At 64.5% G+C, this 12,838-nt stretch carries 10 protein-coding genes; 5 read left to right on the top strand and 5 right to left on the bottom strand.

The window, feature by feature from the left end:
- A partial coding sequence (locus K1X74_18010) for a hypothetical protein (GenBank protein ID MBX7168237.1) occupies positions 1-193 on the bottom strand: 193 nt, incomplete at its 3' end.
- 234 nt (positions 194-427) lie between these two features.
- Here K1X74_18010 and glgP point away from each other — a divergent pair.
- The 5 genes from glgP (at position 428) to K1X74_17985 (ending at position 8,415) form a co-directional block, all read left to right on the top strand.
- Positions 428-2,626, top strand: a complete 2,199-nt coding sequence (glgP, locus tag K1X74_18005) for an alpha-glucan family phosphorylase (protein MBX7168236.1) — start codon at positions 428-430, stop codon at positions 2,624-2,626.
- A gap of 23 nt (positions 2,627-2,649) precedes the next feature.
- Positions 2,650-4,062: a hypothetical protein gene (locus tag K1X74_18000; GenBank protein ID MBX7168235.1), complete on the top strand. Its 1,413-nt coding sequence runs from the start codon at positions 2,650-2,652 to the stop codon at positions 4,060-4,062.
- Positions 4,063-4,183: 121 nt separating this feature from the next.
- Positions 4,184-4,909: a hypothetical protein gene (locus K1X74_17995; GenBank protein ID MBX7168234.1), complete on the top strand. Its 726-nt coding sequence runs from the start codon at positions 4,184-4,186 to the stop codon at positions 4,907-4,909.
- Between the two features lie 209 nt (positions 4,910-5,118).
- Entirely contained in the window at positions 5,119-5,814 is a 696-nt protein-coding gene (locus tag K1X74_17990; GenBank protein MBX7168233.1) for a TetR/AcrR family transcriptional regulator, read from the top strand.
- A gap of 216 nt (positions 5,815-6,030) precedes the next feature.
- The gene (locus K1X74_17985) at positions 6,031-8,415 is read left to right on the top strand and encodes a redoxin domain-containing protein (protein MBX7168232.1); all 2,385 of its coding nucleotides are present in this window, start codon (positions 6,031-6,033) and stop codon (positions 8,413-8,415) included.
- Between the two features lie 204 nt (positions 8,416-8,619).
- Here the strand turns inward: K1X74_17985 and K1X74_17980 are convergent, their stop codons facing one another.
- The 4 genes from K1X74_17980 to K1X74_17965 form a co-directional block, all read right to left on the bottom strand.
- The gene (locus K1X74_17980; GenBank protein ID MBX7168231.1) at positions 8,620-8,925 is read right to left on the bottom strand and encodes an RNA-binding protein; all 306 of its coding nucleotides are present in this window, start codon (positions 8,923-8,925) and stop codon (positions 8,620-8,622) included.
- 291 nt (positions 8,926-9,216) lie between these two features.
- The gene (locus K1X74_17975; protein MBX7168230.1) at positions 9,217-10,374 is read right to left on the bottom strand and encodes a hypothetical protein; all 1,158 of its coding nucleotides are present in this window, start codon (positions 10,372-10,374) and stop codon (positions 9,217-9,219) included.
- Positions 10,375-10,842: 468 nt separating this feature from the next.
- The gene (locus K1X74_17970) at positions 10,843-11,928 is read right to left on the bottom strand and encodes a 2OG-Fe(II) oxygenase (protein MBX7168229.1); all 1,086 of its coding nucleotides are present in this window, start codon (positions 11,926-11,928) and stop codon (positions 10,843-10,845) included.
- A gap of 117 nt (positions 11,929-12,045) precedes the next feature.
- On the bottom strand, positions 12,046-12,801 hold the full coding sequence (locus K1X74_17965; GenBank protein MBX7168228.1) for an SDR family oxidoreductase: 756 nt from the start codon (positions 12,799-12,801) through the stop codon (positions 12,046-12,048).
- Positions 12,802-12,838: the final 37 nt, after the last annotated feature.

Genomic DNA, 12,838 nt, shown 5'->3' with positions numbered 1-12,838 from the left:
GGAGGAACCAGCCGTGCACGCCGTAGGCGGCGCAGCGCTGCAACTGCATCGCGGGCCAAGCCCCGGAAGCGTACAGGGCTTCGGCAGCCGCAGCTAACTCGAGGCAAAGCTGCGCCAGCGCAGGATCGTCCGGCGAGCGCACCTGGCGGGCCTCGCCAACCGGCGACAGGGCCGAGGCGGGTTCGTCGAGCATGGCGGAAACACTCGCAAGCGTCGCGGCGAAGGGACCCCCGTCAAGTTACGGTAGCCGCGCCGGCGCGGCAAACCACTGCGGCAGAATACACTCGGGCAAACCAGGGCCCTTCGCCCCGTGGGCGACCGCTGTTCGCTCCGGCGCCGCCGCCCGCTATACTTTCCCCAAATTGCGATATCATGGGCCGCTGCGACTCGGCCGCACCCGGGGCGCACTCTCTCTAGTACGGATGCAATGAGCCAGATCAAAACCGCCGTCGAGCAGGTGCAAGTGCCCAAGATCACCGGGCTGTCCGCCGAGACCCTCTACGAGAAGTGCGTGGCCCTGGCCCGCAACTTGTGGTGGTCCTGGCACCCGGAGGTGACCAACCTGTTCCGCGATCTCGATCCGATTCGCTGGCGCCAATTGGATCACAACCCGATCGCGCTGCTGGCCGAATTCACTCCCGAACGGCTGGAGATGCGTGCTGCCGAGTTGGTGCTGTACAGCCGCATCAACTATGCCTACCGGCGACTGAAGGAATACATTGCCGCCGGGCCGCAGACCTGGGCCGCGACGCACGCCGGCGTGCTGGGGTCGAAGCCGGTCGCATATTTCTCGGCCGAGTTCGGCCTGCACGAATCGGTGCCGATCTATTCGGGCGGCTTGGGTGTGCTATCGGGCGACCACATCAAAAGCGCCAGCGACCTCGGTGTGCCGCTCGTGGCGATTGGGTTGTTCTACGACCAGGGCTATTTCAAGCAGCGGCTCGATAACGACGGCTACCAGATCGAGGAATACCTCGATACAAAAGTCGAGAGCGTGCCGATGGAGCCGGCCTGCGGCACCGACGGCAAGCCGATCAGCGTGCGGATCGAAACCCGCACGGGCCCGCTTCACGCCAAGGTGTGGTTGATGCGCGTGGGCCGGGTGCGGTTGTACCTGCTCGATTGCGACGTCGACGGCAACAGTCCCCAGGACCGCGAGCTGACCAGCCGGCTCTACGGTGGCGACCATCGCACGCGTATCCGCCAGGAGCTCGTGCTCGGCGTGGGCGGCGTCAAGGCGCTCCGAGCGCTCGACATCACCCCGGGCGTCTACCACCTCAACGAAGGTCACAGCGCTTTTGCCACGCTGGAAGCCGTGCGCGAACGGATGGAGCACGACGGCCTGAATTTCGACGAAGGGCTGCGCGAAGTGGCCCAACGCGCGGTCTTCACCACGCACACGCCGGTGCCCGCCGGTCACGACCGCTTCGACGGAGGCCTGATCGAGGAACACCTGGGCCCCTTGCGCGACTCGCTGGGCATCTCGTTCGACCAATTGATGGGCCTGGGCCGCGTCGAACCGCAGAACCCGCACGAGTCGTTCTGCATGACGGTGCTGGGACTGAAGATGTCGCGGCGGGCCAACGCCGTCAGCGCGCTGCACGGACACGTCTCGCGGCGGATGTGGGCCCACCTGTGGCCTTGGCGCGTCGAGGAAGAAATCCCCATCGGCCACATCACTAACGGCGTGCACATCCCCACCTGGCTCGCCTGGCAGATGCAGCAGCTCTACGATCGCAATTTTCCGGTCGATTGGATGGACCGGATGGGCGAGCCCGACGTCTGGCAGAACATGCACCAGGTCGACCCGGGCGAATTGTGGGAAACGCACTACGCGCTCAAGAACCTGCTGATCACCTTCGTGCGGCGCCGGCTCAGCCGGCAGTGCCGCCGGCGCGGCGAGCCGGATGAAGTCGTCGAAGCGTCGCGCAACTTGCTCGACCCGAACGTGCTGACGATCGGCTTTGCCCGCCGGTTCGCCACGTACAAGCGGGCCGATCTGTTGCTGACCGACGTCGAACGGCTGTACGCGATGATCAGCGACCCCGAGCAGCCGATCCAGATCATTTTCGCCGGCAAGGCGCACCCCGCCGACGAGCCCGGCAAGCAGTTGATCAAGCGGATCGCGAACCTCCGTCACGACGGCCGGTTTGCCAATCGGATCGCGTTCGTGGAAGACTACGATGTGAACGTCTGTCGCCACATGATCCAAGGCGTTGACGTCTGGCTGAACAACCCGCGCCGGCCGCTCGAAGCGTCGGGCACCAGCGGCCAGAAGGTCGTGCTCAACGGCGGATTGAACCTGTCGGTGCTCGACGGCTGGTGGGCCGAGGCGTACGACGGCACCAACGGCTTCTCAATCGGCCGCGGTACCAGCCATGTGTCCGACGAGATCAGCGATGCCCGCGACGCCGGATACCTGTACCGCGCGCTGGAAGAAGAGGTCGTGCCGTTGTACTACGATCGCGACGTCGATGGTCTGCCGCGGCATTGGATCAAGCGAATGATGAATTCGATCGCCTCGCTGGCCTGGCGCTTCAGCGCGCACCGCATGGTGATGGACTACGTGCGCAGCGGGTACCTGCCCGCGGCCGGCGGCATGAGCTGCGATATGAACATTCGCTAGAGCCGCGCAGGGAGACGTCCGCCGTGGCCGATGCGTCTGGCGAAGATGCCGCGGTCGCTACGGCAACGCATCGGTCGCCGGCCGATGCGGCGGGCGGCCTCGATCGCGAACTGTTCTGGTTCGGCGTGGCGGCGTTTGTTCTGAGCCGCGTCTACATCACGCTGTTCTTTCAGCCGCAGATGTCGGATGTCGAGTTCTACTTCACCAAAGCCGTGCAGGTCATCGATCTGCACCGGCCCATCTATGGCCCCGAAAGTGCCGGCAAGGTCGAGTTGGGCTATCCGCCTGGCGCGTGGTGGCTGATGGCGCTGCCTCGGGTTATCGACCCGCGGCCCTGGACCGAGGCCACGCACCAGCAGGTGTTGCGCGGCTATTACGCGCGGTTTCGGCTGATGATGGCGGCCATCGACCTGGCGAGCTTCGCGCTGTTGGCGGCCGCGCTGCGGCGGCTGAACCCCGCTCTGGCGGCCTGCGGCGTCTGGGGATTCACGTTGTGCTCCTTCGCGCTCGCGCATGTGCTCTATGACAAGACCGACCTGGGCGTTTGGGCCTGCGTGTGCTTGTGGGCCTGGTGTTGGACGCGGCGCGACGCGACGCGACCGCTCGACGCCTGGACTTGCCTGGGGCTGGCCGCCGTGGGATTCGGCGTCGCCGTGAAGCTCGTCACGGCCGTGATGGTGCCGTTTCTGCTGATCGGTGTGTGGCAAACGCGGCGCCGCGCAAGCGACCTGGCCTGGGGGGCGTCGATCGTCGCGTTGGCCGCGGGACTGCCCTTCGCCGTCTATGTGCCGACGTCCGGCAGCGACGTGCTGCTCTTCCTCGCGCGACACGGCGGCCGGTCGCTACAGCTCGAGTCGACCTATGCGTCGCTGTTGATGCTGGTCTACCCGTTGGGAGTCGAGCTACGGCCCGTCTATGAAATCAGCGCCTGGCATCTCGCAGGGCCCGTGGTGCCGGCGGTACGCCTGGCGGCGACGGTCTGCACCTATGCCGGATTCGGCCTGGCGATCGCTTGGGCCTGGTGGCGGCGCGCCGCATTCGGCGAGCCCTTGGCGTTTCGCGCGGCGGCGCTGGCCCCAGCTGCCCTGCTCTGCGTGGCCCACGTGTTGTCGCCGCAGTATTTCGTCTGGGGGCTCGGCGTGCTGGTGCTCGTGGGCGTCGAGCTGCGCGACCTGCGGCGCTACCTGGCTCTGCTCACTGCCGCCTTGGCCGTAGCCGCGTTGACCACCTTTGTGTTCCCTTACCACCTTGACGAGGCATACCGCTGGGGCGGCAAGGCCGTGGCACAACCCTACAACCTGGTCAGGGCGTTTCATTGGATTCCGCGAACCGCGCTCGTCGCCCGCAACGGGATCTACGTGGCCCTCGTCGCGTGGCTGGTAACCCGTCTGCTGATTATGCCGGCCGGACGTCGCGCAGCGGGCCGGGGGGTGTAACACACCCGCCCGTTTTTCGCCTCCTGCGGTAGCGGCAGCACGGGGCTGCCGCAAAGTCTCCTGGCCAGCTCGGGCCACTCACAGCCCGGGCTGGCCGTTTGCCCACCGCCGGAGCCGCACGATGATCGCCACGAAATCCAGCCTCGCCCGCCGCCCGTCAACCAACTCGGTTTTCGTCCTCCGAGGACGCAGCACCACGACCGCGGTGCGCATCGACCGCGCCGCGGCAAGTTCCCTGACCGTGGCGGTCGAAAGCTTCTTTCAGCTCGAAACACATCTGGCGGGACAGTTCATCGCCGTGGCCGGCGCGGCCGGCTTTGCCGTTCGCCGCCAGGCAACCATCGAGGCAATCGATGCGCTACTCGACGTGTTTGAACCCGACGCATCGACACGCCGCCGCTGGCTGGAACGGGCCGCGACGACCTTGGCCGAAGAGCTTCTCGACGCAGGTGCGGACGAGGCAGCCGTGGCCGGTACGGCGGCCGACGCACTCGCGCCGCCCATCACCGCCTCGATCGGAGGCATGATGGTTGCGGCTCGATTGCGACAGGCCGTCGCCGCCAACGGTCGGGCCATCGGTCCATTGGCCGCTCAGCTCGCCGCGGCGGCCCGGGCCGGTTCGCTCGGCATGACGCTCGAATCCTTGGTCGTGCAACTCCTGCAAGTCCGCACCCACCTGCTGCTCCGCAGCAGCTCTGCCCGTGAAGAGCTGGCCGTCTATGTGGCAGTCGCTCAGCGAAGCATCCGGGGACTAACCGGCCGGCCGAAGAAATTCGTACAGGTGCGGTATGCCGCCGGCGGCGCCGTGGGATGTTCCAGCCTGGTCGAGCTGAACGTCGTGGCCTGAGGGCCGATCCTTGTCCTTCGACCAAGACGGATGGGCAAACCAGGCAGGATCTTGGCGAGATTAGTGATAATGAACACGAACTCTCTTTGAATTCTCACAAATTCTTTGCTTGACTCCGTTTACGGTCGCCGATAAATTGAGAACAAGAATTCTTATTCTATTCTCACAAACTTCGGCGCGACCAGCAGTTACGCGGTCCCGATGCGGCGATGAGTCAAGCTCTCACTACGCACCAGCTCCACTGGGTGCATCCGCCCCGGCAGTCGCGTAGCCAGGAAAGCCTTGAACGGCTCCTGGACGCCGCTGAAGAGCTATTTGCCAGTAAGGGCTTCGAACAAACGACGATTGCCGAACTGGTGCGCAAGGCCAATTCGTCGGTCGGGGCCTTTTATCTGCGGTTCAAAGACAAGGACGCCGTGCTGTTTTGCCTGCACGAACGTTTTTGCGAAGCTGCCCAGGCCACGGCCAGCGACGTGCTCGACGGCCAGCGTTGGGCCACCAGCACGATCCGCGAAATTCTGGCCGAAACCGTCCCGTTTCTGGTCGAGGTCTATCGCCAACGCAGCAGCTTGTTTCGGATGTTCATTCTTCGCAGCGGCACCGACCCTCAGTTTGCCCAGCGCTGGCTGCCCATGCACAGCCATCTGTTCGATCGGGTGCGCGAGTTGCTGTTGGCTCGGCGTGAGGAGATTCATCATCCCGAGCCCGAGGTGGCCGTCGAAATGGGCCTGCAATTGGTGCTCGCCACGCTCGACACGTTGACGTTGTTGCCCGGGATGAACACCCGGGGTCTGCACCTCGACAACCCGAAGCTGCCGGACGAGCTGGTGCGGATGTTTGTGACATACCTCGGTAACTGTGGTCTGGATAATTCTGGCCGGTTCGCCGAGGCAGCAGACGATTAGCCCCCGAACAACCGGGCCGAACCGCCGGCCCCGGCGAACTGTCCCGAGGAGAGCTGTCCCCCGGGACCGTCGGGCGGGCAACTACCGGAAGCCGGAGCGACCAACGAGACCGCCGGAAGCAAAGCAAGAAAATGTCCCGCCGGCCGAACTAGCCCCTGACCGAAACTCCAGTTTTCGCCCGAAACCAGGGCATTGAAATGATCCTTGAGGTGACTTATGCGTAGCCGATTGCTGCTCCCGTGCCTGACGCTGGCCGCCGCGATGGCGACCATGCAGGCACCCGCGTTGGCCGCCGGACTGGCGAGCGAAACGGTGGGCAAGTCCGTAGCGAATTTCAAACTGCAGGACTTCTACGGCCAAGACCATCAATTGTCCGACCTGGCCGACAAGAAGGCCGTGGTGCTCGTGTTCCTCGGCACCGAGTGCCCGTTGGCCAAGTTGTATGCCCCCCGGCTGCAAGAGCTGGCAGACACATACGCCAAGCAAGGCGTGGCCATGGTCGGAATCATGTCGAACCGGCAGGATTCGATCACCGAGATCGGCGCCTTTGCCCGCCGCTTCAAGCTCAAGTTCCCGATCCTGAAAGACACGGGCAACACGGTGGCCGACGCCATCGGGGCGCAGCGCACGCCCGAGGTCTTCCTGCTCGATGCCAATCGCGTCGTGCGCTACTCGGGTCGCATCGACGATCAATACGGCCTGACGGTCGGCAGCGGTTATGCGCAGCCGAAGGTCCGCGTACGGTATCTGGCCGACGCGATCGAACAGGTGCTCGCCGGCAAGCCCGTGGCGCTCGCCTCGACCGAGACGGCCGGTTGCTTGATCGGCCGGGTGCGCGAGGTGAAGGCCGACAGCGAAATCACCTATAGCAACCAGGTGGCCCGCATCCTGCAGAAGAACTGCGTCGAATGCCACCGCGCGGGCCAGATTGCGCCGTTCTCGCTGACCGACTACAGCGAGGTCGCCGGCTGGGCCGACATGATCGCCGAGGTGGTACGCGACGGCCGCATGCCGCCGTGGCACGCCGACACGCGGTTCGGCCACTTCCAGAACGACCGCAGCATGTCGCCGGAAGACAAAGAGACGCTGTTTGCCTGGGTCGCCAACGGCGCTCCTGAGGGCGACCCTGGCCAACTGCCCGAGCCGATCGAATATGCGGAAGGCTGGCAGATGGGCGAGCCGGACGAAGTCATTTACATGAGCGACAAGCCCTACAAGGTGCAGGCCGAAGGGACGATCGACTACCAATACTTCCTGGTCGATCCGGGCTGGAAGGAAGACCGCTGGATCAAGGGCTCGGAATGCCTGCTCGGCAATCGCGAGGTCGTGCACCACATCTTCGTGTTCGCCGTACCGCCGGGGATCGACGTGCCCGATTTCCAGGCCGGCTCCGAGGGCGGTGCCCGCCGCGATCGGGAAGACGGTTTTAATCCCGGTGCCGGCGGCGTCGAGCTGATCGCCGGTGCCGCGCCGGGGACGCCGCCATGGATGTACAAGGACGACATGGGCACGCATCTGAAGGCCGGCACGCGGCTGGTCTTCCAGATGCACTACACGGCCTGTGGCCGCGAGGTCGAAGACCGCAGCGCCGTCGGCTTCCGCTGGGCCAAGCCGGGCGAGATCAAGCACAACGTTGCCATGAACATGGCGATCAACTTCGGTTTCAAGATCCCGGCCGGAGCGAACGAGCATCCCGTCGAGGCGCAGCACAGCTTCAAGCAGGACACGCTGCTGCTGACCTTCGCGCCGCACATGCACTTGCGCGGCAAGTCGTTCAAGTACGACCTGCGCTACCCCGACGGCCACGTCGAGACGCTGTTGAGCGTGCCGCGGTACGACTTCAACTGGCAAGTGATCTACATGCTCAAGGAGCCGCTCTTGGCCCCCGCCGGCAGCACGCTGGAGTGCTATGCCACGTTCGACAACTCGGAAGACAACCTGGCCAATCCCGATCCCACGCAAGACGTCCGCTGGGGCGATCAGACCTGGGAAGAGATGATGATCGGCTGGTTCTCGCAATCGACCGACGTCGATCCGTCGCAACTGCCCGCGGGCCAGTCGCGCACGGCCCGGTTCCTGGCCGAGGTTCAGAAACAGCAACCCAAGGTGAGCGGCCTGCTGAAGAAAGCCGCGGCCGGCGCGGCCAACTCGGATATCGACTGCATGAAGTTCCTCAACCGCCTGCAGCGCGAGGTCCCGCAGATCGATCGCATCTGCGTCACAGTGGTCGAGGAAAACCTCGTCCGCGTGGCCGCGGTGGCGCAGCCGCCGGTGTTCGAGTACCAGTTGGGCACCTCGGGCGAGGAATTCGACCTCGAGGAGACGGCGTTCAACATGTTCGCCGCGAGCCCCGAACCGACGATGATTCCCGACCTGACCGGCGCGCAGCCGCCCGACCTGGCCCGGATGGCCGACGTCGTGCGTTCGAGCTACCACGTACCGATCACGTTGGGTGGCCGCCCGGCCAGCGTGAACTTCTGGAGCAAGGAAACGAACGCCTTCCCGCCGGAAGCCACGGGCCTGTTGCAGGAGCTTGCCAAGCTGGTCGGCACGGCCAAGCCGAGCACGAAGACCAAGGCGAACGACACGGCGAAGAAGTAAAGCCGTACATTCGGTTTGCGGATCGATACCCCTTCAGCCCAGCGAGCCCTCGGTTCGCTGGGCTGATTTTTTGTAGGCGGCCCCAGGTCGGGGCGCACCAACAGAAAGGCCACCGGCGCTCATCGCGCCAGCGGCCTTTGTTGCAATCGCGTTTTGTTTCGCGCCGGCCGCAGCTTCGCGCAGACCAGCCTAGCGCCGGTCAGCTTAGCGTCGGCCGTAGTTGCCACGACGCGCGCCACCACCGCCGCCGCCGCCACGATCTTCGCGCGGCTTGGCTTCGTTGACGGTCAACGGCCGCCCGCCCACTTGCTTCTGATTCAATTCAGCGATCGCTGCCTGAGCTGCGTTGGTGTCGTCCATCTCGACAAAGCCGAAGCCCTTGCTTCGTCCGGTGTCGCGATCTTGGATCACCTGCGCGCTACGCACCGAGCCGAAGGGAGCGAACAGCTCCTCCAGTCGTGCGTTATCGACGTCATAGCTCAGATTACCGACATACAGCTTCATTCCCACGATGACCTACTCCAGGCAATGCACTCGACCAAACATGCTTCCGGGTCGCGGCGGAAGTGGCCAAATATGGTGGCCTGCCAGGCGGCAAGGCGAATGAAACGGCGGATGTTAGTAGAACCGCTCGAACGTCGTCAAACCGATGGCATCAACTATAGCCGCTGGCCGAGCAATGCCTAGGACAGATTCCGGGATTCGTGGAAGTTCTCGCTTGACAGGCCGCAAAAAAAGGGGTGTGCCCCGGCTCGAAGTGCGATTCGAGGCACATCACGCTCGTCCGGGGGCCCGATCCAGCTAGCGGACGGACCGCGGGCGACTGCGCCGCCGGCGCTCGGCCATCAACAACCCCAGGCCGCCGATGGCGGCCAAAACCGCGCTGCCCGGCTCGGGAACCGTGATCAGGTTCACCGTGGCACCGGGCTGGAGCAGCGTGAGCCCCTGATATTCGCCGATCGGGGTCCCGTCGGCCAAGGTGCCTTGGAGTTGATAGTACGGACCGCCGAAGCTGGTGAGTGTCAGGCCATAGCCGTACACGTTCAGCACCGAGGAGTCCAAGAGCACGAACGTTTCGACGGACGACGCGAGCAGTCCGCCGCTGAGGTTCAAAATACTTTGGTTGAACAGCACCGCGGCGCCGGTTTGCGTACCACCAGTTTGGTCGGCAACGACCGAATCGTAGAGTTCCAGGCCGACAAAAGTACCGCCGGAGACGTTGTAGGTGGCCATGCCACGCCCTTCCAGGACGTCGAACGTTCCGCCGGTGATTTCCACGGCCGCCTGGTCACGCGCTCCGAAATAGTTGTCGAATTGGCCGTTGCTGATCGTGGCGCTCGCCTGATCTTCGACGAGCGAATGGTAGCCGTGGAAGTGTCCGCCGCTGATGTCCACCTGAGCCAGGCCGCTGACGTGCAGGTCGTAGTTCGAATCAATGTTGTTACCGGCGCCGCCTTGGAAATCGCCGCCGGTGATGTAGGCCGTCTTGGGGCTGTAGGCATTGATCCGCACGCCGGCGCCGCCGTTGTACCCGCCGTTGCCGCCAGTGAACGAGCCGCCGCTGATCGACAGCGACTGGAAGTCTTCGAAGTACGCTCCCGCGCCGCCGCCAAATGGGTCGGTCAGCGCGTCACCGTTGCCGCCGGTGAGATTGCCGTTGGAGATCGTCACGTGGCCGTTGGCGGCATAGACGCCGGCACCGCCTTGCTTGCTGCCGTCGCCGCCGGCGATGGTTCCGCCGGAAATGTCGAGCGTCGAGCCCGCGCCGTACATGCTGATCGCAGTGAAGCCTGCCGGGTCGTCATCGGTGCCCTGCACATCGGCGCCCGTCACCACGTGGACGGTCGTATTGTTGCTGATCACGACGTCGCCGTCTGCGCCGGAGATCGTGTGCGAGCCGCCGTCGCTGTAGTTCGTCGCGCGCGCCAGATGCGCTACGCACAAGATTCCCCAGATCAAGGTAGCGCGCTGGCCCCACGTCGTCCACGATGCTGCCCGCGCACCATGCGCAACGAGACGAGATCGGTTGCTTGTGAAACTCATTAGTCCCCCCCACAGGAAAAGTTACACCTGCGCTACTCAATCCTTGGCGCGTACACCGCGACAACTGGGTACGAACTGGATTACGGCCGAGAACAGCGCGACTGGCCAACAAAGCCCACGCGTCGCGTGCACCCATCGCGAATCTACTCAGGAAAACACTCGCAAAAAACCAGTGTTGCAAGCGGTTCAATAGGCTATTTGCCGCGTATCCAAAGAAGAATTTTGTTCGTCCCCCGAGCGCCGCGATTGGTGAAACTGCGCATCGGAATCACGGCCAGCACGGCCCTGTACCTGCTTTTTACGATCCGTAGCCCTGGCTGACCGGCGTATTGATCCCTTCCGCGCGTTCGTTTGCCGCAGTGAGGGGGGACCGGCGGCAGTGGATCACCCCGGGGCCGGGGTGTTGTTTTCCGTCAGGTGCGCGAGATTTTCCTGGCGGACCCGGGCGGCTGCCTCGTCGTAGAGAAACGGCAGAAACGCGTATCGCTTGCCTTGAACAACCGGCGAGACCTCGTGCAGCAACGAGCAGGAAAAGACGACTGCCCCGCCGGTTGGCGCACGGTAGCTGCGCGGGCCAAACTCCGGGAAGCAAATATCGCCTCCCTTGTATTCGTCGGAGTTCAAATTGAGCGATACGGCGAAACGCCGATGCGCGGTCCCCTTGGTGGTATTGTCGCGATGCGCGCGAAAATGTCCCCCGGTCGCAGCGTCGTAGCAGGCGACGATGTGGCGCTCGATGCGCGTGGCGTGAAACTGAAACGCCTTGTGAATCTCCGGCACCAGCCGTCGTTGCAGGCGTTGCTGCGCAGCCCGCACGATATTTTGATCGGTGATCTCGTAGTCGGTGCGGCGTTTGTGACCATAATCGCTCACGCGCACCGTCTGCCCCTCGATGTCGCGCATGAAGCCCGAGTCCTGGCCACCGTGTTGCTGGTATTGACCGATCAAGAACCGGCAGAAGTCGGGTTCGAACACCCTCGGCACGACCAGTACCGGCGCAAAGCCCGTCAGCGTCTCGATCTTGGGTAGCGCGGCCAACAAGTGCAGCAGCCGCGCCACGTGTTCTCGCAGGTCGGCACCGAAGGGGAGCACCGCGATCGTGCGCAAGTTCGGATCGATCACTGCGGTGAAGCGCTGGTATTCTTCGCGATCCGGGGCCGACGCCCCGCACAACCGGCTCACGGCCTGGTCAAAATCCCAGAAGAAGACAATGCCCGGCGACTCTTGTTTGACACGCGCGAGGCGTTCGTCATCCGGGTCGGTGCTGACGCCCAGAAAGGCCGCATTGTTGACGTCGAAGCAGTCGCTGTGCCGCTGGATTTCGTCCAGGACAAGACGGCTGCCCGGATCGGCGGCCGAACGGAAAAAACATAGCACGAGGTAGCGGCCAGCCACCGTATCGAAGTGAAACCGCGGATTGATCGTGCTACGAACAGAGAACCATGGAACAGGCTCGAGCGGTATTAGCATGGAGTCCTCGGCAAGACGCTTTCGTCTTCAGGACCGTGGTCCGGCCCAGCTCCAGCAACACTTTATGCTGTGCGCCGACCAGCCGCCAGCCGCTGCGCTCGTGGCCGGGGCCAAGGCTCAGGTCATCATATGCCGCCCGCCGGAGGCGACGATCGTCTGCCCCGTCATGTAGCTGGAATCGTTGCTGAGCAGAAAGCGGATCGTGCCGGCGATTTCCTCCGGCTGGCCGATGCGGCCCATCGGCGTCGCGGCCAGCACGTCGCGAATCCGCTCCTCGGAGAGCACATGGGCCATCTCGGTCTCGACGAGGCCCGGGGCCAGGCAGTTGACCCGTACGTTGCCCTCGGCGAACGCGTCGGCGCAGCAGCGGGCCAGGGCCATCACGCCGGCCTTAGCTGCCGCGTAGTGAATCTGCATCCGTCTGGGCAGCAGCGCCGCGATCGACGAGACGAGCACAATCCGTCCGAACCCATGGGCCAGCATCTCGTCCTTGACCGCAAACACGGTCAGGTAGGCCCCCGTCAGGTTGACATCGATCATCTCGCGCCAGCGAGCTGGGCTCAGTTCGAGATGCGAGGCCAGATTACTGATGGCCCCGCAATGGGCCAGAAAGGCGATCGGCCCCAAGACCGCACGGGTCTGGGCGACCAGTTCGGCGATGTCGGCATCTTGGGAAACGTCACACCGCACGGCCAGGGCTCGGCGTCCGAGCCCTTCGATTTCGCGGACGACCGCCGCGGCTTCGGCCGCCCGCGACGCATAGCTGATCGCGACGTCGGCCCCCTCGCCGGCCAGCCGGAGCGCGGTGGCCCGGCCGATGCCCCGCGATCCCCCGGTGACCAGCGCAACCCGTTCAACAAATTCGGCAGACATCCGGCACCTCGCGACGATCGGCGATGATTCAAGGTTC

Source organism: Pirellulales bacterium (assembly GCA_019694435.1).
Classification (GTDB): domain Bacteria; phylum Planctomycetota; class Planctomycetia; order Pirellulales; family JAEUIK01; genus JAIBBZ01.
This window is presented reverse-complemented; position numbering and strand designations above follow the sequence as displayed.